General features: G+C 65.4%; 11 protein-coding genes. All 11 read left to right on the top strand.

Annotated elements, in window-relative coordinates:
* Position 1 precedes the first annotated feature (1 nt).
* The gene (locus tag KP004_RS16755) at positions 2-1,162 is read left to right on the top strand and encodes an ABC transporter permease (protein ID WP_216799570.1); all 1,161 of its coding nucleotides are present in this window, start codon (positions 2-4) and stop codon (positions 1,160-1,162) included.
* Positions 1,159-1,836, top strand: coding sequence for an ABC transporter ATP-binding protein (locus KP004_RS16750; RefSeq protein ID WP_216799569.1), 678 nt, complete (start codon positions 1,159-1,161; stop codon positions 1,834-1,836). The genes KP004_RS16755 and KP004_RS16750 overlap by 4 nt, the downstream gene beginning before the upstream one ends.
* Positions 1,830-3,164, top strand: a complete 1,335-nt coding sequence (locus KP004_RS16745) for a DUF2318 domain-containing protein (protein ID WP_216799568.1) — start codon at positions 1,830-1,832, stop codon at positions 3,162-3,164. Before KP004_RS16750 ends, KP004_RS16745 begins: the two co-directional genes overlap by 7 nt.
* Positions 3,161-4,393, top strand: a complete 1,233-nt coding sequence (locus KP004_RS16740) for a hypothetical protein (protein WP_216799567.1) — start codon at positions 3,161-3,163, stop codon at positions 4,391-4,393. Before KP004_RS16745 ends, KP004_RS16740 begins: the two co-directional genes overlap by 4 nt.
* Positions 4,393-4,800 (top strand): HsmA family protein, encoded by a 408-nt coding sequence (locus tag KP004_RS16735; RefSeq protein ID WP_239027059.1) that lies wholly within the window; start codon positions 4,393-4,395, stop codon positions 4,798-4,800. The genes KP004_RS16740 and KP004_RS16735 overlap by 1 nt, the downstream gene beginning before the upstream one ends.
* Positions 4,800-6,221 (top strand): B12-binding domain-containing radical SAM protein, encoded by a 1,422-nt coding sequence (locus tag KP004_RS16730; protein ID WP_216799566.1) that lies wholly within the window; start codon positions 4,800-4,802, stop codon positions 6,219-6,221. Before KP004_RS16735 ends, KP004_RS16730 begins: the two co-directional genes overlap by 1 nt.
* Before the next feature lie 46 nt (positions 6,222-6,267).
* Positions 6,268-7,734 carry a B12-binding domain-containing radical SAM protein gene (locus KP004_RS16725; protein ID WP_216799565.1) on the top strand — a complete coding sequence of 489 codons (1,467 nt, stop codon included), beginning with the start codon at positions 6,268-6,270 and terminating at the stop codon, positions 7,732-7,734.
* A 379-nt stretch (positions 7,735-8,113) separates the two neighbouring features.
* The gene (locus KP004_RS16720) at positions 8,114-11,737 is read left to right on the top strand and encodes a cytochrome c3 family protein (protein ID WP_216799564.1); all 3,624 of its coding nucleotides are present in this window, start codon (positions 8,114-8,116) and stop codon (positions 11,735-11,737) included.
* Positions 11,738-11,881: 144 nt separating this feature from the next.
* Positions 11,882-14,725 (top strand): CxxxxCH/CxxCH domain c-type cytochrome, encoded by a 2,844-nt coding sequence (locus KP004_RS16715; protein ID WP_239026840.1) that lies wholly within the window; start codon positions 11,882-11,884, stop codon positions 14,723-14,725.
* Between the two features lie 213 nt (positions 14,726-14,938).
* Positions 14,939-19,222: a CxxxxCH/CxxCH domain c-type cytochrome gene (locus KP004_RS21330; protein ID WP_275423141.1), complete on the top strand. Its 4,284-nt coding sequence runs from the start codon at positions 14,939-14,941 to the stop codon at positions 19,220-19,222.
* A gap of 71 nt (positions 19,223-19,293) precedes the next feature.
* Positions 19,294-23,910, top strand: a complete 4,617-nt coding sequence (locus KP004_RS16705) for a CxxxxCH/CxxCH domain-containing protein (protein WP_216799561.1) — start codon at positions 19,294-19,296, stop codon at positions 23,908-23,910.
* Positions 23,911-23,925 lie beyond the last annotated feature (15 nt).

Raw genomic sequence — 23,925 nt, 5'->3', positions numbered from 1 at the left:
CATGACCAGGCGCCGCTGGCTTGTCCATATCGTGTTTCGGGCCCTGACCCACCGCCGGGGGCGCACGCTCTTGCTCCTGGCCGTGCTGACCCTGGCCTCCAGCCTCGCCACCGCTCTGGGTGTCGTCTCCGCTTCGATGCGGGCGCGGGTGGCCGAAGAGACCAAAAAGTACGGCGCCAACCTGGTTATCATCCCGGAAAGCGCGCGGATCGAGGTGGGAAGCGGTGGCTTGCGCTTTGGCACCATCGGCGAGCCGGCCTATCTCTCCCAGGACCAGGTTCTTGCCGCACTGGCGCAAAGCGGCGTGAAGGGGGATTATTCGTTGCACCTGAAGGGGACGCTCTCCCTGAAGGGGGTTGAAATTCCGTGCGAAGGGGTCGATTTCGCCCAGGTGCGCCGGCTCTCGCCCTGGTGGCAGGTTGCCGGGAACTGGCCCGCGCAGGGAGAGGTGCTCGGTGGCGGCGACCTTAGTCCGCGCTACCACATCCACACCGGTGATCTCTTTGATTTCGCCGGAGGGAAGGGGGCACTGCGGGTGCGCGTCGCCGGCATCGTCACTACCGGCGGCGACGAGGACGGGACCCTCTTCCTCGATCTGAAGGAGCTGCAGAATCAGATGGGACGCCCGGGGCAGGTGAGCCAGGTACGGCTGCTGGTCGACCCCGGCAAGGGAAGCCTGAAGGAACAGGCGGCCCGGCTGCAGCGCCATCTTCCCGGGGCCACGGTGAAAGAACTGCGCCAGGTGGGGCGGACCAGCGAGGAGCTGCTCGGCAAGGTACAGCTGTTGATGCTGCTGGTCACCGCCGTGGTGCTGGTCACCGCCGGGAGCAGCGTCGCCGGGACCATGGGTACCACGGTGCTGGAGCGCGGCAAGGAAATAGGATTGTTGAAGGCGATGGGTGGCTCGCGCTGGGACCTCCTGAAGATATTCAGCGCGGAGGCGCTGCTGCTGGGGCTGGGCGCCGGGGTGGGAGGCTTCCTGTTCGGCAGCCTGATCGCCGAGTTCGTGGCACGCACCGTGTTCGCGGCTGATGCGGCGCCCCGGCCGGAGTTCTTTCCGGTCGCCATCGGGGTGAGCCTCTTGCTGGCGTTAGCGGGGAGCGTCGGGCCGCTTCTGTCCGTGTTCCGGCTCGACCCGGTGCAGAGTTTGAGAGGGGAATGATGACTGCAATCATAGAAACATCCGGACTCACCCGAAGCTACGGCGACATATGTGCGCTGAAGCCCCTGGACCTCTGCGTCCCCGAGGGGGAGTGGCTCACGGTGATGGGACATTCCGGCTCGGGCAAGAGTACGCTGTTGAACCTCCTGGGGGGGCTGGACCGCCCGACCGGCGGCTCGATCACGGTGCGCGGCACCGACCTCGCCACCCTCTCCGAGGACGGCCTGGCCCGCTTCCGCCGCGACTGCGTCGGCATCATCTTCCAGCAGCACCACCTGATCCCGTACCTGACCGCGCTGGAGAACGTGATGATGTCGCAGTACTTCCACAGCGTGCCGGACGAGGCCGAGGCGCGCCACGCCCTGGAACGGGTGGGACTCGGGCACCGGCTCAAGAACCGCCCCGGCGAGCTTTCCGGCGGCGAGCAGCAGCGGGTCTGCATCGCGCGCGCCATCATCAACAGCCCGAGGCTCCTCCTCGGCGACGAGCCCACCGGCAACCTCGATCACAAGAGCACCATGATGGTGATGGAGCTCCTGCGCGAGTTGCGCGACGAGGACCGCTTCAGCATCGTCATGGTCACCCACAACCAGGAGGTCGCCGCCTGGGGCGAGCGGACCATCCACATGGACGACGGCTGCCTGGTCCGTGAGGAGCGGACGAAACCGTGCTGACCGCCGTTAAGGTCATACCCCAGCTGGTCTGCTGGGCCCTCCTGGTGCCGGTGCTGAGCCGCAGCCTGGCCGGGACCGCGACCGCCATCGCCGCCGCGGCCGGATTCGTCGCGGGGGTGGCCGGCGAGGACCTGCTGCTCGCCTACGTGGGGGGAGAGCTCCCCTTCCGCCCGCTGCGCGGCATCTGCGGCATCATCTTCCTGCTGCTGTGGGGTGCCTCGGTGTGGGCCCTGTACCGCAGCGGCTCCAGCCGCCCCGATGACGACGCGACGCCTCCCGGCCCCCTCGTGGCCGGCGCGGTTGCCGTCTCGACCGGCGTCCTGGCCGGAGCGCTCACGCTCTGCCGCCTGGCACCGCTGGACGGCGGCGCGGTGCGCCTCGTTCCCTACCTGTCGCTTGCATGCGCGGGGAGCATCCTGGCACTGGGCGCCGCGTACCCGGCGAAATACCTGCCCAAGCGGCTGGCGCCGCGGGGGATTCCGCTGGCGGCCCTCATCGTGTCGGTACTGATGGTCATGGCCTGCTCGGTGCAGCGGCTCGACCTCTTTTCTCCCCTCTCCATGGAGGTGATGAAGTTCATCCACGACTTCGTGCACCAGTTCTTCGAGTCGATGCTGATCCCGGATCATCCCTTCTTCCGCAGCGATGTCTGGGGCTACATCGGTCTCCTCTTCAGCGACAAGGTGGGGCTTTGGGGCGGGCTCGCGCTCTGGTACCTGCCGGTGCTCTTCATCGCCCTGGCGATCAGGCTGGAGCGGCTGCCGTCGGTGGCCCACATCCGCCAGGGGGCGGCGCGCCGCAAGCTCCTGGCGGGCTTCATCCGCGAGCGCCGTCTGCGCCTGGCGGCTCCGCTTTTCGCGCTGGTGCTCCTGACCGGTGCCGCCTACCAGAGCCGCTTCCCCGCCACCGAGTACTGGGATCCCAAGCCGATCGAGGTCACCGCGACCCCGGCGGGGCAGATCGTGATTCCGAAGAAGGGGGATGTCGAGCTCGAGGACGGCAAGCTGCACAAGTTCAGCTACCGCCAGGGGGGGCGGGAAGCGCGCTTCTTCGTGATGCTGACCCCGGCTGGACAGCTGGTCGTGACCCTGGACGCCTGCGCCATCTGCCAGCCCGAAGGGTACGGTCAGGCCGGCAACGCGGTGATCTGCTACTACTGCCGCACCCTGATCCCGCTGGAGACGGTGGGCAAGCCCGGCGGCTGTAACCCGGTCCCGATCGCCTCTTCCGTCAAGGGGGATGCCGTGGTCATCGACGGCATGACGCTCCTCAACACCTGGGAGAGCACGGTCCAGGTCACCATGCACGGCAAGGGGATGGGGAAATGAGCCGCCTCGTGTCCAAAGCGATAAAGGCCGCCGCCTCGCCCGCTGTCACCCCCTGCGTACTGGCCGGGTTCCTGCTCCTCTACGTGGGGATCGCCTTCGGCAGCAATGAGCCGCTCACCGCGCTCATGGCCATCACCCGCGGCAACGTCGCGCTGATCGCCCTGTTGGCGCTGGTGCCCCTGAACGGTGCAGCACGCCTGTTGCGCGAATCCGGCAACTTCCTGAAACGGCACCGGGCACTCTCCGGCGCGGAAGGGATCGACCCGCACGGGCTCTTCGACGACGCGGTGGAGCTGCCGCCGGAGAGCCGGTTCGAAGGGGAGGGGGGGCGCCTGCAATCGCTCGGTTACCGGGTCCGATCCGGTGCCGCTTCGCTCTCCGCCAGCCGCGGCGTAACCCTTTTCCCCGCGCGGTTTCTCTACCTTTTGGGCATGGTACTCCTCTTCTGCGGCATACTGCTGAGCCTGACCGGAAGGGTGACGCACCGGCAGGTCGTGCTGGAAGGCGAAGCGCTGCCGGTGAGCCGCGACCTGGTGCAGCGCATCGTCCTCAAGGAGGAGCCGGGGCTCTTCCTGCAGCGCACCCTCGACATCGCCGTCGCCGGCGAGGGGGGAGGGGAGCGGCACTTCGGCCTCTACCCGCCGGGCACGCACCGCGGCCACTACCTCTACCCGCGCTACTTGGGCGTCGCGCCTCTTTTGCGCTTTTCCGCCCCCGACCTTCCCGGAGGCTTCGAACAGTTCGCCGTGCTCAGCATCTACCCTCCCGGCAAGGAGGACACCTTCCAGATACCTGGCTCTCCGTACCGCTTCATCTTCCAGATGGCGCCGGGGGAAGGTCCCGATCCCTACGCCACCGGGAAGATCACCCTGCAGTTCAGGCTCCTGAAAGGGGAGGCGCAGGTCTTCGCTGGGAGCGCGCCCCTGGGAGGGGAGGCGGGCGAGGGGGGGTACCGCCTGGCGCTGCCGGAATTCCGCAGGGCGGTGGTCACCGATTTCGTGCAGGACGCCGGGGTGCCGCTGATCTGGAGCGCCGGGGTGCTGTTGCTGCTGTCCCTTTTGTGGTTCGTCCCGGTCCGGCTGCTCCGGCCGCGCCAGGAGATCCTGCTCGTGCGGCGTCCCGGCGGCGTCAGCGCCTGCTCCCGTGCCGAAGGGGGGCGCCGCGCCCACGCCGGCCGTTTCCACGACCTGCTGGACCAGTTGCAGCAGGGAGAAGGAGGGATGTCGTGATGCCGTCGGTTCAGGGCTCCGGCCCCATGCTCGCCGTGGCCATCTTCTGGATGACCCTGGCGCTCATCTTTTACACCTGGGCCGTCTTCAGCGGGCGGCGCCAGGGACTGCGCACCAAGCACCTGGTCATCTTCGGCATCGGCCTTTTGTGCGACTACATAGGCACGCACCAGATGAACCTCTACGCGCAGGCCTTCGGCAAGGCGCCGCAGATTCACAACATCACGGGTCTTGCCTCGCTCTCGGGTATGGCCTTCCACTTCCTGCTGGCCTTGGCTGCCACCCTGGCCGGACGCGCCGACGCGGTGAACCGCGTGTTCCACCGGGTCAGCCTGAGCATCTACAGCTGCTGGCTCATCGCCTTCTTCAGCGGCGCCTTCTCCGGCATGATGAGGCTGCACCGGTAATGAAGGCAGCGAAGAACAAGATCCTCCTCATCACCCCGCCCTATCACAGCGGCATTCCGGAAATCTCCGGGCGCTGGCTCCCGCTGGGGCTGGTCTATCTGGCCGGCGCCGCGCGCGAGGTCGGGGTCGAGCCGGAGATCTACGACGCCATGGCCACCGGTGACGGCTATCCCGAGATAGAGCGGCGCATCGCAGAGGCTGAGCCGCGTTACGTTGCCGCCGGTGCCATGACCGCTACCGTGGGCGATGCCGTCAAGGTACTCGAAACCGCCAAAACGCTGGCCCCCGCCACGGTCACCATCCTGGGGGGGATCCACCCGAGCTTCATGTACCTGGAGATCCTGGAGTCCTCTGCTGCGGTCGATTACATCGTCATCGGCGAAGGAGAGCAGACGCTGGCCCGCCTGATACAGGCGCTGGAGCGCGGGGAAGATCCGGCGGGTGTCCCCGGCATCGCCTACCGCGAGGGGGGTGAGGTCAAGGTGACGACGACCGCGTCGCTCGTCGAGGACCTCGATACCCTGACGCCCGCCTGGGACCTGGTGGACTGGCCGTTGTACAGCTACTTCGTCATCCCCGACTCCCGCTTCGCCGCCATCGGCACCTCGCGCGGCTGCAGCCACGACTGCGCCTTCTGCTCACAGCAGCAGTTCTGGCGCAAGGCCTGGCGCGCCCGCGATCCGCTCAAGGTGGCCGAGGAAGTGGCGGAACTGCACCGGCGCTACGGTGTCAATGTCTTCCTCATCACCGACGAGCACCCGACCCGGGACGCCGCCCGCTGGGAGCGCTTCCTGGACCTCCTGATCGAACAGGCGCTGCCGATTCACCTGATCCTGGAGACCCGCGCCGAGGACGTGCTGCGCGACCGTGACATCTTCTGGAAGTACGCCAAGGCGGGGGTGGTGCACATATCCCTGGGGATCGAGTCCGCTGATCGCCAGGTGCTGGCGCGGCTGGGGAAGGCGACGCCGCAGGACGCCCCCCGGGAGGCGCTCGACATTATCCATGCCCACGGCATCGTCAGCGAGGCCTCCTTCATCGTGGGGTTCCCCGACGAAACGCCGGAGAGCGTGCGGGCCACCCTGAAAACCGCGCAGCGCTACAACCCGGACAACGCCAATTTCTTCGCGCTGACCCCTTGGCCATATGGCGGAATGGCCGAGCTGGCACCGCTAATCCGCGCAACCGACTACGCCCGGTATAACTTCATCGATCCGGTGGTGGAGTCGGAGTTCATGAGCATAAAGGAGCTGCAGACGGCAATTAACGATTGCTACCGCAGGTTCTATATGGGTAAAATGCTGGAGGTTATGTCCATGAAGGACACCTTCCGGCGCGGTTACCTGGTGCGGGCCACCAAGCTGCTCATGAGCAGTTCCTTCGTCATCGGCAAGCTGAACCCATGGGGCTCCACGCGCTAGCACCATTCTTGCAGTAACACGCTTTTGTAAGAAAATCGGAGAATTAATGAGCAAGATCCTTTTCATCACCGCACCGTATCACTGCTGGGGCGTTCAGGTCGTCGGCACCTGGCCTCCGCTGCACCTGGCCTATCTCGCCGGCGCCGCCTGCGACACCGGTCACGAGGCGCGCATTTTCGATGCGATGAACAAGCGGCTGTCCTTCGACGACATCAGGCGCGAAATCGAGCAGTACCAGCCCGACCTGGTGATGACCCTTGACTACCTGCCGGTCACCGGCGCCATCAGCACCGCCACCGTTCCCTATGCCCTCCGTATTCTTAATATGGCCAAAGAAATTTCTGGCCAAATCGTAACGCTATTAGGCGGACCCCACCCGAGCTTCATGTACGAGGAGATTCTCGAGGACCGGGACAACCGCGTCGACTACATCATCACCGGCGAGCCGGAGCAGACCCTGAAGAAACTGCTGGCGGCGCTCAACGGCGCCGGTGACCCCAAGGCGGTCAAGGGGGTCGCCTACCGGGAGGGGGAGCGCACCCTCTATACCGGCAGACAGCCGCACATCGAGGACCTCGACACCCTGCAACCCGCCTGGCATCTCTTGGACTGGGAGGACTACAACTACCTGGTAGCCCCCTACGGCCGCATGGCCTCCATCCTCACCTCCCGCGGCTGCGACATGGAATGCGCCTTCTGCAGCCAGCGCATGTTCTGGCGCGAGGACTGGCGCTGCAGAAAACCCGAGAAGGTGGTCGAGGAGATGGAACACCTGATCGGCACCTACGGCGTCAACTTCTTCACGCTGATCGACGCGTACCCTACCAAGCACCGCGAGCGCTGGGAACTGTTTCTGGACCTGGTCATCGAGAGAAAACTCGGTGTGCACCTGCTCATCGAGACCCGGGTCGAGGACATCATCCGCGACGCCGATATCCTGCACAAGTACCGTGAGGCCGGGATCATCCACGTCTACCTGGGCGCGGAAAGCGCCGACAAGGACGTGCTGGGGAGCCTTAACAAGGGGACCAGCTTCGAGCAGAACAAGCGCGCCCTGGATCTCTTGCGCGAGGCGGAGATAATCACCGAGGCCTCTTTCATGATCGGTTTCCCGACCGAAACCTGGGACTCCATCGACAACACCATAGCGTCCGCCATTTACCTGAACCCGGACATCGCCGTGTTCCCGGTGGTGACCCCGATGCCTTTCACCCCGATCCACGCCCAGATGAAGGACCGGATCCGCGTCTTCGATTATTCGAAGTACAACCTGGTCTGCCCCATCGTCGAGCCGTACCAGATGACCATGGCGGAGATCACCCAGGCCTTGGGCAAGTGCTACATGTCCTTCTACAGCAACAAGATGCAGGAGATCGTCGAGATGGAGGACGGTTTCAAGCGGAAGTATCTGCTGAGCGCCTTCATGCTGATGATGAAAGACCATGGCGAAAGCTTCGACTTCGACGGCACCGGCATGGAACGCATGAAGGAGCACATGAAGAAGGTTGCCTAGCCTTTTCCCTCCCCCCTGAGCCGGCGGCGTATTCCTCACCGCCGGCTGTTCATTTCTCCGTTACCTTTCCGTTACCGTTGTGTTGCCAATCCGAGCCCTTCTTCCGAAATGCTTTCCCGTGATATCACCGAATTGCCTCCCGGGGCACCGCTCCCGGCCCGCCGGGCGTTAATTTTATCCAAGGGCTTCCAATGCCGACTTAAAAAAAACCCCACGCAGTTGCGGGGGTTTTTGGCGATTTCGGGAAAAACGGCCTTTTCGCCATATGACGTGATCGTATACCGGGTACGCTTCTTGCTCTTTTACGCGACGTGAAAGGGCAATTCGCGCCACTTATCGTCCATTGCCGCACTAGAAGATGAGAAGACAGGGGAAGGATATGCTGAAAAAAACACTGGCTGTTCTGGCTGCTACGGCCATCATATCGGGGGCGCTCTGGTCATGGGCGGCGACGTCGTACCAGCTGCAGACCAAGCTGAACAACACCGGCGGTACCCTCCAGATCCGCAACAACCCCGTCCAGACAGCTTCCGGTACGGTCGTGTACACCAACTTCACCACCTCGGAACTGGTTCCGGTGAAGGTGACCGCCAACCCCGGCTTCAAGATCACCAGTCTGACCAAGACCGGTGTGGCCCAGGTGATCGGCAACTACACGACGCACTACTCCACGACCTTCAAGAAGGCTGACGGTTCGCCCCAGTCCCTCATCGCGGGCTTCACCGCCCAGAAGTACACGGTCAGCGGCACCGCCTACGGCCCGGGCGGCATCACCCCGGCCAGCACCCAGGTCACCTACGGCGGCACCGCGGTGTTCACCGTTACTCCCAACGCCAACTCGGTGCTGACCTCCGTCAGCGGCGGCACGGCCACCAACCTTTCCGGCGGCGCGATCAGCTTCCCCTACCTCGGCCAGGCCAACATCACGGTCAGGAACGTAACCGGTCCCGCCGCCGTGAGCGCGTCCTTCTCCTCGGTGGGGATCAGCGCCGGCGAGAGCCAGACCGGGATGATCGTCACCAAGGTGACCCTGAGGGGCTCCATGCAGGGGGGCGGCACATTCACCTGGAGCCAGGACAGCGGCCCGGCGGTCACCCTGCAGGACGCCAACACCCTGAACCCGAACTTCGTGCCGATGACGCTGGGCACCTACGTGTTCCGCGCCACCCAGTACCTGGACGGCGTCGCGGTTTCCACCTCCACCACCCAGGTGAAGGTGGTCGACTCGCTGATCGACTCCATGCGGACCGACTGCAACGGCTGCCACTCCGCCACCGGCGTCTACCCGACCCCGATGGCGTTCACCCTGTGGTCCTCCTCCAACCACAAGTCTCTGGGCGTTTCCTGCGTTTCCTGCCATACCACCGGTGCCATGCCGACCCCGGTCAACGTCTCGAGCGTCGATTCCAACACCTTCGTCAACCTGGCGGCCTCCGCGGGCCCGGTGGGCGACTACTTCTGCGCCGCCTGCCACACCGACTCGATTTTCTCCGGCTATGACCGCTCCATGCATAAGACGGTTGGCGTCACCTGTACCTCCTGCCACAAGGGCGGGGCGCATCAGCCGGAGGCGGACCCGGGCGTCTGCGCGGGATGCCACTACAACGGCCTGGGCATCGTCCCCAACCACACGGTAGAGATCGGCAGGAACGTTCTCTGTATCTCCTGCCACAACCCGCACTCCAGCTTCGCGGCGGTGCAGGGCGACCTGGAGACGCTGCACTACGGCAACATGACCACCGGCGCCTACCCGGCGACCTACGTCACCTCGCGTTCGGCCTGCACCGACTGCCACTTCTCGACGGTCACCAACCAGGCGATCCGTCAGGCGTGGTACACCTCGGGTCACGCCCACGGGGCCGCGCCGGCGTTCTCCAGCTACGACTTCAAGACCATGAACGGCTGCGTGCAGTGCCACACCACCACGGGCTTCGTGAACTTCTCCACCGCCAAGGTGACCACCGCCTGGGGCGACTCTTCCGACAAGACCAAGGAGATGGTCACCTGCCGCGCCTGCCACGTCGACATCACCACCGGCGCGCTGCGCACCATGGCGCCGTCCAAGCCGTTCGCCAACGAGCCCACCTACCTGAACCCGGCAGTGGGCGAGTCCAACCTGTGCATGACCTGCCACAGCGGCACCAACACCGGCCAGGTGATCACGGACAAACTGCAGGCGAACGCGGACTTCACCAACCTCGCCTTCATCCCGCCGCACTATGCGGTGTCGGGTGCCACCATGTACGCCAAGGGGGGGTATCAATTCCCGGGACGCAACTACGACCTGGGCGCCACCCACAGCAACCTCGGCTTCGACAACGCCAAGGGACCCTGCATCATGTGCCACAGAAACGGCACCTACGGCCACTCCTTCAGAAGCGGGGTGAGCTCGATCTGCAGCAACTGCCACGGTACCAACATGACGGAAGATCAGCGCCTGCTGGCGCGCGACTCCTTCACGAGCCTTCTGGAAGTGCTGCGTGCCCAACTGGCGGCCAAGGGCTTCATCTACACCGAAAAGGCGCCGCACTTCAACGAGCGTAACTGGGGCTCCGGTCAGCAGGGCGCGAACGTCATGGGCGCCGCCTTCAACTATGCCCTGCTGGTGCGGGAGCTCGGTTCCTTCGGCCACAACCCGCGCTACTCGAAACAGCTGGCCATGGACTCCATCGACATCCTGGACAACGGCGTGATCGACGACTCGGTGACCACGCTGGCGGTGCCGACCCTGCGCGACGCGGGTGCAATCAGCCAGGCGGTGGCCGATTCCGTCGTCGCCTACAAGGCGCGCAACCTGTGCATCACCTGCCACGGCGGCTCCGCTTCGACCCCGAGCCCGATGGCGACCAACCAGCATGCGACCCACATCACCGCGGTCTACGGCCCGGGCAACTTCCTGGGGAGCGAGTACACCGCCTGCCAGGCCTGCCACGTCGGGACCACCGCAACCCACATGAACGGCTCGCCGGACCTGAAGAGCGGCGACGGCTCGCTGTGCCTTGGGTGCCATGCCGGCCAGCTGGTTGACTGGAAGACCACCACCCGCATCGACTGCACCGTGTGCCACGCGCAGAGCCCGTCGACGCTCCCCAACGGGGTGCAGGCGCCGTACAAGGCCTACTTCGGCACCTCCGGCCACGGCCGCTTCGCCGCTGCGAACCAGTGCACCGTGTGCCACGACAGGAACGCGACCCACATCACCGGGACCCTGGGGGACAGCAAGCGTCTGCTCATGAACAACGACAACACGCTGTGCGCCTCCTGCCACAGTAACGCCGCCATCGTCTCGGCGCGCATCCTGAACCTCGGCACGCACGTCACCAAGGACAACGTGGACATCAACTGCCGCGAGTGCCACGACACGCACGGCACCGGCAACCTCTCCATGATCAGAAGCGAGATCGGGGGCTTCACCATCGCCTACACTGACCGGATCAACACACTGGTTGAGACGACCTACAACCGCGGCCTGTGCCAGGTCTGCCACACCAAGACCAACCACTACCGCGCCGGCGTGCCTGAAACCGGCCATTACACCTCGGGCTGCCTGGACTGCCATCCGCACAACGGCGTCGGCGGCGCCTTCAAGCCGGTCGGCGGCGCCTGCGACTCCTGCCACGGCTATCCGCCTGCGCCGAAGAACACCGCCACCGTGTTCGGCAGCTACGCCAACTGGGCCAACGCGCGCTTCGAGGACTACTCGGGCGGCGGCGGTGCGCATCTCGTGGCGGCGCATATCTCGCCGTTCGCCACCCCGGGGGAAGGGTGGGCCAACTGTTCGGTATGCCACAACGCCGGGATGTCACACAAGATGACCACCCCGATCAAAGATCACATCGAGAACGTGACCGTGGTGGTGGACAGCAGCCTGCGCTTCTCCAACAGCTTCACCATCTACACCGGCGCCAAGCTGACCAGCGTGCCGGGTGCCAACATGACCGGCAGCTGCTTCAACATCGCCTGCCATATGAGCCCGTCGGCACGGTGGAGTACCGAGCGGTAGGAGACGGCTGAGTCAGAGGCCGTAAAAAACTCAAGTTACTGAATCAATCGCCCGATTCAGCTTGAATAAACGTCCGGCCATGAAGGTTGGACACCAGAAGAGGAGGAGAAGATGTTGTCTAAGTATGGAGGTCGATGTCTGTTTGTGTTGGCATTGTTGATGCTGACGCTGCTGCAGTTGACCGCGGGGAAGGCACAGGCCGCCTCGCAGTACAACTATGACTGTTCTTTCTGCCACACGATGCCGCCGCTGGACTCGGCAACGAGCAAAAAGGACCCCAACACCGGCGCAGTGCCGGGCAACCACGCAGGGCACGCCACCTCGGCGGTCAATTCCTGCGTTACCTGCCACGGCAGCCAGGTGAGCACCTACCCGATGGGTCACCGCAACAAGACCATCGAGCTCTCCGACGGGATCGGCTACTCCAGGAAGATCGCGGCCGGCTTCGTGAACCAGACCTCGGTTCCGCCGAACCCGATGGGGACCTGCTCCACCGCGACCTGCCACAGCGACGGCAAAGGCACCCTGCGTGCGACCCCGGCCTGGGGTAGCGCGGCCCTCACCGTGCCGGGCGGCTGCTCCACCTGCCACAGCGTCGCTCCTTCTACCGGCAGCCACCCGGTCGCCGGCAGCAAGCACGGCAACTACTACGGCACCGGCGTCGGCTCCTGCGTGCAGTGCCATACCGACCACTCGGTACAGGCCAAGCCGTTTGCCCACGCGACCTCCGCCGGCCACCGCGCCATCGAGGTGAAGTTCGCCACCGGCGGCACCTTCGCGGCCAACCAGTGCTCCAACGTCTACTGCCACAGCAACGGCCGCGGCACCTACACCCCGCCGACCTGGGGTGGGACCCTTACCTGCGCCGGCTGCCACGGCGACGCGACCAGCAACACTCTGTCGGGCAACCACGCGAAACACGTGAACAACGCGGCCTTCCTCGGCACCAACTACGGCTGCGTCGAGTGCCATAGCGCGACCGTTTCCAACGACACCACCATCTCCACCTTCGCAAACCACGTGAATCAGACCAAGGACGTGGCGGGTGCACGCGTCGGTACCCCGGTATCCGGGACCTGCTCCACCTCCTACTGCCACAGCGACGGCAAAGGGACCATGAAGAGCGTGACCTGGACCGGTTCCACCGCCCTGACCTGTAAGTCCTGCCATGGTGCCGATGCGGCTCCGGCCTTCACTTCCGTCGCCGGCGAGCCGAACTACGCCAACGCCGGAGCAGACCAGCCGCGCGCCAACAGCCACAAAAACCACGTCGCTTCGGCCGCTGACTGCGCAAGCTGCCACGCCGACACCACCGTGAACGGCACCAGCATCAAGGCCGGCGGGTTCCACACCAACAGCACCCGCGACGTCAAGGCCGGCGCCAGGAGCTTCACCGTCGTCGGGAACACCTGCTCCGCGGTAGCCTGCCACGACGGCAACGGCATCGTGGCCAACGTCCCCGCTGTCAAGTGGGGCGCATCCCTTGGCTGCACCGGTTGCCACGGCAACGCGAGCTCCCTTACCACCAACGCGCATGCTGCGCACGTAAGCACCAAAGGTTACACCTGCGACACCTGCCACGCCGCCACTGTCAGCGGGAACACCTTCTTCGTTAACAAGGCTCTCCACGGCGACGCCACCGTCGAGGTTGCCGGCGCCAACGTGACCACCTGGAGCGGCACCGCCACCAAGACCTGCGCCACCTCCTGCCACCTCTCGGCAACCCCGCAGTGGAACGTCCCCGCATCCGGCGCCTGCGGTACCTGCCACACCGCGCTTTCCAACACCGCCGGCGGCCTGATCAACAGCAACGCGCACACCGCGCACTTCACGGCAACCTACGGCCCGGGCTTCAACTCGACCCTGACCACCTCCTGCTCGAACTGCCACACCTCGAACACCGCGAGCACCCACGCCGACGGCACCCTGAACCTTGCCGCCGGCATGAACAAGATCGGCACCTGCTCCACCTGCCACGCCCAGAGCACCAACTGGACCACCGGCCGCGTCACCTGCGAAAGCTGCCACTCGACCGCGGGCGGTGCGCTCTCCGTCATCGGCGGCATCACCGCTCCTGACAAGACCAGCGCAGCCACCACGGGCCACGGCAAGGCCGGCATCGCCCAGGCCTGCTCCGCCTGCCACGACAACACTGCAGCCCACATCAGCGGCGTGCTGGGTGACCAGAAGCGTCTGCTTCCCGCCCTGGTCGGCGCCACCAACCAGGAGTGCGACTACTGCCACACCAACGCAGCCAAGGTTTCCGGCAGCAAGCTGAACGTGAAGGCTCACCAGGCTTCCGGCCTGGGCGCCAAGTGCTCCGACTGCCACAACGCCCACGGTACCGTGAACACCATGATGGTGAACGGCACCATCAACGGCACTGCGGTAAGCTTCACCGGCAACAACACCTTCGCAAACCCGGCACAGACCGGCGTCTGCCAGGTCTGCCACACCTCCACCAAGTACTTCACCAAGGCCGGCCTGCCGGCTCAGGACCACGTAGCTTCCACCACGGACTGCACCCAGTGCCACCAGCACAACCCGGCCACCGGCCTCGCGTTCGTGCCCAATGGTGGTTGCGACGCCTGCCACGGCTACCCGCCGGCACCGCGTCAGACCCTCAGCGCCGTCACCTTCGGCGTGCAGGGCAACTGGTCTTCGGCCCGCTTCGAAGACTACTCCGGCGGCGGTGGTGCTCACCTCGTTCTGGCGCACATCAAGAAGGACGCCAAACCGAGCGAGGGCTGGGCTAACTGCCTCCCCTGCCACCAGGGTGGCGACGCTACCCACGCCCGTGCCCTGCCCATCAGGACCCACGTGGAAAGCGTAACCGTACAGATCGACCCGCAGTACCGCTTCTCCGACCAGGCCCTCGCCACCTACACCAGCGTCACGCTGGTCTCCGGCGGGACCAACAAGTCGGGTAGCTGCTTCAACGTAAGCTGCCACTTCAGGCCGACTCCGAAGTGGAGCATCGAAAGGTAGTTTGATTCAGATAGTCTGATTGTAGAAGAAGCTTTACCAATGCAGTAGAAGCATGTTAGAAAACTCCGGCGGGGGGTGCCCCCCCCGCCGGAAATTGGCTGTCTCAGGCATTTAGATAAGGGTTTACAGAAGGAGCTTAACATGAAGAGCTACCGCAGACCTGGATATGGCAATTTCCGAGCCCTCCTCCCGCTTCTGACGTTCGGAATTGTGATGTTCGCTGCATCGCAGGCGCTGGCCGCGCCGCAATACAACCTCACGTGCGTCGACTGCCACACCATGCCTCCGCTGGACTCGGCAACGGGTGAGCGCGAGCCGGACACCGGTGCATTCCGCGGCAACCACCAGACGCATGCGGCAGCGTCGGCCACCAGTTGCACCAAGTGTCACGGCGCACAGGTGACCACCACCGGCCACCGCGACGGGATCATCCAGGTGCAGCCGAACCTGAACGGTCACGCGGGCGCCAGCTACAGCAGGGGCTTCTTCAACCAGACCTCGGTTCCCCCCGCGGTCCTTGGTACCTGCTCCAACGTGAACTGCCATTTCGAGCAAACGACTCCGGAATGGGGCATCACGGCCCTCGATCTACCCAACGCGACCGACTGCGGGATCTGCCACAAGGCGGTACCCGACAGTTACGCCCATTCTCAGCACCTGGCGGTGTACGGCAGCGATCTTGCCGTCTGCGCCAAGTGCCACGTGGATCACACCCAAAATGCGAAGCCGTTCCAGCACGCCACCAGCGCCGGGCGGAACATAGCGGTGACCGTCGGCTCCTACGCCGGGTCCAACTTCGCCTACCTGCCGAGCCAGAGCGCAACGCGGGTAGTGGGTAGCTGCTCCAACATGTACTGCCACAGCTCCGGCCAGAGCGCGACCGGCGGCCCCTTGGGCGCGGGCGACTACGCGACGCCCAACTGGGGCAACGCCGCCTCCGGCGCCTGCGGCACCTGCCACAGGACCAGCACCCTCGCCTCGGGGAGCCACAGCCGTCACCTGGCCTCCAACGGCGACTGCAGCAACTGCCATGTGAACGCGTTGCCGACATCTTACAATGCGCCGACTCACGCGGACGGCAACATTGATGTGGCCGCCGGCAGCTACGACAAGGCAGGCGCCCCGGGTAACGGCTACGGCCGCTGCTCCACGGCATCGTGCCATGCCAGCCCGTACTCGACCGCGTCGACCACCTCGCCGGTCTGGGGCACCTCCGCGGGCTGCTCGGCCTGCCACAACGGCATCGGCCAGTTCGCCGGCAACGGCGCTCCGGCCACCGGCAGCCACGACTCGCACATGGCGCTTGCCGGTTCGGCCTGCAACCAGTGCCACGACGGCGCGGTGAAGGACACCAGCGGCGGTCTTTCCCACACCAATGGGACCGTCGAGGTCGCTAATGACTACACCGCGACGCCGGTTCAGAAACATGCCCCGGGCACCTACACCGGGACCTGTCTGACCGCATCCTGCCACGCCGACCCCTACAGCCAGGGCGCGCTCGAGTCTCCGGTCTGGGGCAGCACCACCGGCTGCGCCTCCTGCCACAAGGGGACCGGCGCCTTCGCCGCCAACGGCGCGCCGGCCACCGGCAGCCACGCGAAGCACCTGGCACAGCCGGGCACCGGCTGCGACAAGTGCCACAACGGCGCGACCAGCGGCGTCTCGGGCGGCCTCTCCCACGCCAACGGCACCGTCGAGGCGCTCAACTACAGCGCCTCTCCGGTCACGAAGCACCCGATCGGCACCTACGGCGGCACCTGCTACAACTCCTGCCACTCCAACGGCAACGGCGTTCAGGCCCAGACCCCGGTATGGGGCGGCAATATGCCGGCCAACTGCTCGGGCTGCCACGGCGGCGCCGCAGGGCTGGGCACCCCGATGATGGCGACCGGCAAGCACCAGTCGCACATGAACAACTACACGACCATGGGGCGCGACAACAACCTCATGTGCGCCGAGTGCCATGCGCTCACCGTATCGCTTGCCAGCAACACCGTGGTCACCGGCACCGGCCACCTGGATAATTTCAAGGACTACTCCGGCGTCAAGGCGGGTGGGCGTTCGAGCTACAGCACGTCGACCGGCATCTGCTCCAACGCCTACTGCCACAGCTCCGGCCAGCAGGTGCCGGTGTTCGTCAGCATGACCGGCCAGAAGGCCTGGGGCGGCAACGCGAAGCTCTCCTGCAACGGCTGCCACGGTCGCGCGGCAGGGGCCACCTGGACCAGCGCAGCAGGCGCTCCGAACTACGCCAACAAGTACGACGGCACGCTGAAAACCGCCAACAGCCACGAGAAGCACACTGCTTCCATGACTGACTCCCGCGGGTGCGCCAACTGCCATAACACCACCGTAGACCAGGGGGTCGCCTTCAAGATGCGCGACTACTCCTCCAATCACGTGAACCGGGTCCGCGACGTCGACTTCGCCATGGGCGGCAGCTACGCACAGGACACCAAGACCTGCACCAACTACTGCCACAGCAACGTCCAGGCACCGGGCGGCAACGGAACCGCTACCACCTTCGGCAACCCGAGCTGGGGCGCCAACGGCTCCATGACCTGCGCCTCCTGCCACAAGGATATGTCGACCCTGCAGGAGAACGCCAACGACCTGAACCTGGGGAGCCACAAGCGCCACACGGTGGACTCCGCGTACAGCTGCTCCATATGCCACGGCACCGGCTACTCGGCATCCGCCACCGGCGCATCCCACGCCGACGGCACCATCAATCTCGCCTTCACCGCCAAGGCGACCGGCACCACCTACTCGCAGCAGGTGGACAACGCCCCCGGCGACGGCTACGGCACCTGCTCCACCAGCTCCTGCCATGGCCGCGCCACCCGCAACTGGGGCGTCTCCACGACGCTGCCCACCTGCGAGAAGTGCCACGGCTCGGCCAACACGGCCATCACCTCGGCGACCTTCAAGGATACTGCGGGGAGCCCGGCGAGCCCCTACGTCGGCACCCACGTGTCGCACCTGGCGGGCACGCACAACTACTCCAACCCGATCACCTGCGACCAGTGCCACTCGGTGCCGGCCACGGTTGACGCGGCAGGTCACATGGACGGCCTGCCGGCTACCCTCACCTGGGGCTCCCTGGCCACCAGCCCGAGCATCACGGCTGGCACCCTGGGCGCCAACATGGCGCCGAGCTACACCGCGAGCGGCAGGATCTGCAACAACACCTACTGCCACGCAGGTCTCAGGAAAGCAGACGGTTCGGCCCAGGGTACCGGTTCCGCCCCGTCGTGGAACGACCCGGCCTACCTGGGCGGCACCGGCTGCAACAAGTGCCACAGCTACCCGCCGGCATACCCGCACAGCTCCAGCACCAACTGCAGTGCGTGTCACAACCACGTGGCGCAGTCTAACGTCGCTTTCGTTGACAAGAGCAAGCACCTCGACGGCACCATCGAGGTTACCGTCGACGACTGCCTCGGTTGCCACTCCTCGGTCAACGCCTGCGCGCAGAACGACCCGACCTGCGTCAACAAGGAGCTGATCGGCGCCCACAAGATGCATACCGACGCGGAACTGTTCCTTGCCAGTAAGAAGCTTTCCAACGGGGACTTCATCGACACCTCCTGGATCTACTCCATCGAGTACAAGGACGGCTTCCCGAAATACGGCTGCGGCTTCTGTCACCCGATGGATTCGGGCACGCATAAAAACGGTACCGTCGAGCTCGACCTCGACCCGAGCCACAGCCTGGCCGGCACCGTCAAGACCAAGAACAAGGCGGGCGGCCCCTGGGTCGTCAGCTACACCATGGGTAGCAACGTGGTCTGCTCCAACGTGTACTGCCACTCCAACGGCTTCGTTTCCGAGACCACTAACCAGTACACGTTCCAGACCACTCCGAACTGGTACGCAACCGATCCGTGGGGCAGCGTCGACAGATGCGCCCAGTGCCACGGCAACTCGCCGAACAGCGGCGGCAAGGAAGGTTCCGCGGCCCACGGTCGTCACGTGATCGGCAACCACTACGCCGACATCTTCGACGGCTACAGCGCGAGGATCCCGGTTGCAGGCGGGGTCGGCTCCGGCGCCGCACACGGCGACCCGAACACCTCGACCACCTTCAGCTGCAACCTGTGCCACAACGCGACCGTCACCGTGTCGTACAACGACAAGGGTAACGCCTGCTCCAGCTGCCACGGCAGCTCGGCACCGCTCAAAGGCAACCTGCAGGTACTGGCAACCAACCAGACCCACATCAACGGCGACGTCGACGTGGTGTTCATGAGTCCGTTCAACATCAAGTCCAAGGCGCAGCTCAGGCCGGGTGTCGACGCTGTCCAGTCGATCTACACCTCCTGGACCCGCGTGAACGGTTACAAGACCGCCGCTTCCTACGACCAGGCCCGGACCACCCCGAGCTACGTCGGCGGCACCTGCTCCACCGTCGCCTGCCACAACGGCACGCAGATGGAGTGGCGCACCAAGGGGCCGCTGGCCTGCGCAGCCTGCCACGTCGGGCTGCCGCAATAGGGGGGCATGAATGTGTATCACACTGATGCAAGCAACCAAGACACATCGAATGCAAAGGCAGGTGAACTGACATGGGAAAAGTGATCGTTAAAAATATCAGGGGTATGGGGTGGGGTGCGAAAGCCTGCCTGATCGCGATGTTCACCATGTTGGCGACCGTGCTCCTTTTCCAGATGAAGCAGGCGAAGGACGCCCAGGCCGCGGTAGCGGTTAGCACCCAGTGGGCTATCCTCGGCACCGGCACCACCTCGACCTTGCCAGCCATGACGCTGGCCAAGGGGGCTGGGAGCAACCGCCTCTTGGTGGTCAAGGTGGTGGCGGAGTACAGCACGGCCATAACCACCTTCACCCCGACGGTCAGCTACGGCGGGCAGGCGCTCACGAAGATCGTGGCGACCGACACCACCAGCCGCCAGAAGGTATGGTTCGGGTACCTGAAGGAAACCGGCATCGCGGCCGCGACGGGGACCACCCCGTCCATCACCGTGACCTGGAACTCGACGCCGTCGTCCGGCGTCGGCCTCTCCGCCGCCTTCTACTCCAATGTTAATCAGGGGACCCCCACAACGGGTTCCCGCGCTGTCGCTTCGGACACTTCGGCCACCACCCCGACCAGTGGCACCATCAACGTCACCGCCGGCGGTACGGCCATCTACGGCTCCAACGTAAACGGCGCCTTGACAGCTTCCCTCCCCGCTGGTTACACGGAGCACTTCGACACTGCCAACAGTACCCTGTACGAGGATGCCGTCGGCTCCAAGGCTATCACAGCCAGCGGTACCGAGAATCCGCTCCCGACCTGGACCAGCGCAAGATACGGGTTTGCCGTCATCGGACTCAGCCCTGCCACGACTACCCTTGGCAACGGCACAATCGGCACCACCGCCAACGTGGCTCCGGGCGCCGCCAGCCAGAAGATAGACGGCTTCTCGCTGGTGACCGGCTCCGCCGGCACCACCGATACGGTGACCGGCCTCACCGTCACCACCACCAACAACGCGGCCATCGACTCCATGCAGATCTGGAACGAGGCCGGCACCACCCAGTACTTCAGCACGGTGAACAACCCCGGCTCCGATACCTGGACCTTCTCGGGCGGCACCGCCATTCCGGTGACCAACACCTCGGCAAGCTACAAGATCCTGGTCACCTACAAGACCCGTGCGGCCGGGGCTCCCTCGGGCAACACGGCAACCACGGCGCGCGTGACCGCACTGACCAGCGGCAACGTGATGGCCGGCAGCGACACCGCCGACACCACGCTGACGCTCATCAACACCCACAACGCCTCCACCTGGGGGACCAATACGGCGACGAGCACTACCATCACGCTCAACTGGACCTACGGTACCCCCGGGCAGAACGTGATCATCATCCGTTACGCTGGCGCCAAGACCGACACCACGAAGCCTGTGGACGGCACGACCTACGGCCTCGGCGCGGCATTCGGCAGCGGCGGCACCGTTCGCTACGTGGGCAACGCCACTACCGTCCCCGACAGCCTGGGACTGGTGGCCGGCACCACCTACTACTACAAGATTTTCGAATACGACAGCTACACCAACTACTACAACGCTACCGATGTCTGGACCGCGGGGCTCACGCCCTTGAGTTCCGACGCCGTGGCACCGACCGTCAATGCTGGCTTCGCCGCCACCACCCCGGTGAATACCCTCACGGTGCCGATCACCTCCTTCGGCGCCACAGACAACGTGGGCGGCAGCGGTGTCGCGGGCTACATGATCACCACCAGCTCGACCGCTCCGCTTGCCACCGACGCGGCGTGGACCTCTACCGCGCCCACCAGCTACACGGTGGCCGCGGCCGGCACCTATACCCTCTATCCGTGGGCCAAGGACGGCGGCGGCAACGTCTCCCCGCTGTACGCCACCCCGGTCACGGTGGTGGTCGACATGACCGCTCCGACCGTCGCCACCTTCACCGTCAACACCCCGTCGGGCAGCCGTAACATCCCCATCGCGGCACTGACCGGCACCGATGTGGGCACCTCGGTGTCCCGCTACCTGATCACTACCACCAGCACCCAGCCCGCCGCCGGTGCGGCAGGGTGGAGCGCCACCGCACCGACCACCTACACCGTGGCCGCTGATGGCACCTATACTCTCTACCCCTGGGTGAAGGACGCCGCGGGCAACGTCTCCGCACTCTCCGGGCTCACCCGCACGGTGCAGGTCGACGCCACCGCGCCGACCGGCCTCACCGCGGTATCGCCGGTGGACACCTCCACCGACCAGCCGCTCAACGTGGCGCTGCAGGCATCGACCGCAACCGATGCCGGCGTGGGTGGCGTTACCTACTACTTCACCATCACCGACGGCGCGACTTTCAACGCCAACTCCGGGTGGATCGCCGCCAACAACTGGGCACCGGCCGGTCTTGGCTACGGCACCACCTACACCTGGCAGGTAAGGGCCAAGGATAGCCTGGGCAACCAGACGGCGTTGACCACGCCCATGACCTTCACCACCGGTGCGGCTTGCGTGCGCAACGACCCGACCCTGACCCTGCTGACCGCAACCGGCGGCATCGCCTCCACCATTTCCGCAGACGGCGGCACCTCGGTCTACAACCTGAAGGTGATCAACAACGACTACGGCGGGTGCGGCACCACGACCTTCAACCTCGGCGTTTCCGACATTGACGCCCTTGACGTGTTCGATCCGCCGACCGTGGCTTCTCCGTCGGTGACCCTGCCGCCGGGCGGCCAGGTCACCACCACCGTGACCGTCAAGGCGACCCCGGACCACATCAGCGGCGTGAGCAAGACGTGGGCCTTCAGCAGCGCCGATGCCTACCATGCCCAGGTGAGCACCGGCAACGTACAGACCACCCTCAACGTGGTGGCGTGCACGCCGAAGACCCCGTTGCTGATCGTCGGCCCCGACTCCGGCTACCTGAACCGCGGCGGTACCATGAAGTACACCGTTACCGTGAAGAACACCGATTCCGGTGCCGGTTGCAGCGCCGTTACCTACAACCTGGCCATCCCGTCGGAGACCAACTCCACCGACTTCAATGCGTCCAGCTTCAGCGCACCCAGCATCTCGCTCGGTTCGGGCCAGCTCGGCTCGGTGACCCTCACCGTCTCCGCCAAGTCGACTGCGGCCAAGAACGTGAACAACAAAACCACTGTGGCCGTTTCCGCGGTATCGCATACGGCGCCCGCCAATAAGGTGGTCACCTCGACGGTGAACAACCCGATGCTGCACAACTCGGACAGCACCAGCTCCACCAAGTGGAGCGCCAACGGCGGCTGGGGTATCCCGGGTGCTCGCTACGGCGAGTTCGACTGCACCACCTGCCACGTGCAGGGCGGCGCCGCGACCCGCAACGTGAACCGCATCCGCGAGACCGTTACCGCGCCCGACACCAGCAAGGGGCAGCTCCCGGGTGCCGGACAGCCGATCAACTACAGGCGGCTCACCGGCACCGACAAGAGCCAGCCGGTTCCGGGCTGGGACAGCGGCGCTACACCGAGGACAAGCTCGGACAAGATCTGCGAGATCTGCCATACCTACGACGCAGCCAGCGCAAACGGTACCAAGGCGCATCCCTACGCGACCACCGCTACTCTTGGCAACCACTTCGGCACCGACGGTGTCAAGGACTGCATCGGCTGCCACAAGCACAGCAAGGGCTTCAGCGTCGCGGGCCTTGGCTGCACCGGCTGCCACGGCACCGAGACCGCCACCATCACCCCGGACAACCGCTACGTGGTGGCGCCGCCCAGAAACGCAAACGGGCTCACCGGCACCCTGACCGGCATCGGCCAGGTCAGCAACGATCCCAAGGTCGGTGCGCACCAGGCTCACTTGAAGCGGCTGAACGGTTTCAGCAACTACTCGACGATCGACTACACGTGCCAGGCTTGCCACGGCCCGCTGCCGACCGACTTCAGCCACATCAACTCCAACTCCATCCCGGTGTTCCAGGGGCTGGCGACGAAAAACGGTGCGATGACCGCCTCCTACAGCGGCACCACCTGCAACAACACCTACTGCCACAACCCGGCAGCAACCGGCGGCACGCTGCTTAGCACCAACGCCGGGAGCGGGGTGTTCCCGTCCTGGACCAGCGCAGGCTACGTGGTGAGCGGCACCAAGTCGGTCGCCAACTGCCAGGTCTGCCACAAGGTCCCGGGCGTCACCGGGTTCGAGCCGGCCGGCACGCACAACGGCATGAACACCGACACCACCGACTGCTCCGGCTGCCACGGCCACAACGGCGACGGCAGCGGCACCGTGGCCGGCCGCCGCCACATGGACGGCATCAAGTTCGGGGCCGGCAACTGCGATACCTGCCACGGCTACGACGTCGGCACCTGGTCTGCCTTCCCCGAGCGCTCCGGCGTGATCACCGGCAAGGGCGCCCACGAGAAGCACATCGCGTACCTGAAGACGCGCTACAACGTGACGCTGACCGCGACCTCCGACGCCTTCGGCGCAGGTTCCTCATGGACACAGGTCTGCGGCGTATGCCATAATGGCGCCTCCCACAACATGGGCGAAGCCATCCCCGGCACCGGGCGCACCATCTCCATCACGCCGGCCCGCCAGTTCGGCGGCCTGCTGCCGGTCTACAACGGCACAGTCGGGGTAGCGTCCTCGATCAAGCCGAAGACCTGCTCCAACGTTGATTGCCATTACAAAGAGACGCCGTCCTGGTAGTTTCCAAGCGGGGGG

Origin of the sequence: Geomonas oryzisoli (assembly GCF_018986915.1) — a bacterium.
Classification (GTDB): domain Bacteria; phylum Desulfobacterota; class Desulfuromonadia; order Geobacterales; family Geobacteraceae; genus Geomonas; species Geomonas oryzisoli.
This window is presented reverse-complemented; position numbering and strand designations above follow the sequence as displayed.

Coding starts and splice junctions, on each gene's coding strand:
- KP004_RS16755 (WP_216799570.1), top strand. CDS start 2: ATGACCAGGCGCCGCTGGCTTGTCCATATCGTGTTTCGGGCCCTGACC.
- KP004_RS16750 (WP_216799569.1), top strand. CDS start 1,159: ATGATGACTGCAATCATAGAAACATCCGGACTCACCCGAAGCTACGGC.
- KP004_RS16740 (WP_216799567.1), top strand. CDS start 3,161: ATGAGCCGCCTCGTGTCCAAAGCGATAAAGGCCGCCGCCTCGCCCGCT.
- KP004_RS16735 (WP_239027059.1), top strand. CDS start 4,393: ATGCCGTCGGTTCAGGGCTCCGGCCCCATGCTCGCCGTGGCCATCTTC.
- KP004_RS16730 (WP_216799566.1), top strand. CDS start 4,800: ATGAAGGCAGCGAAGAACAAGATCCTCCTCATCACCCCGCCCTATCAC.
- KP004_RS16725 (WP_216799565.1), top strand. CDS start 6,268: ATGAGCAAGATCCTTTTCATCACCGCACCGTATCACTGCTGGGGCGTT.
- KP004_RS16720 (WP_216799564.1), top strand. CDS start 8,114: ATGCTGAAAAAAACACTGGCTGTTCTGGCTGCTACGGCCATCATATCG.
- KP004_RS21330 (WP_275423141.1), top strand. CDS start 14,939: ATGTTCGCTGCATCGCAGGCGCTGGCCGCGCCGCAATACAACCTCACG.
- KP004_RS16705 (WP_216799561.1), top strand. CDS start 19,294: ATGGGAAAAGTGATCGTTAAAAATATCAGGGGTATGGGGTGGGGTGCG.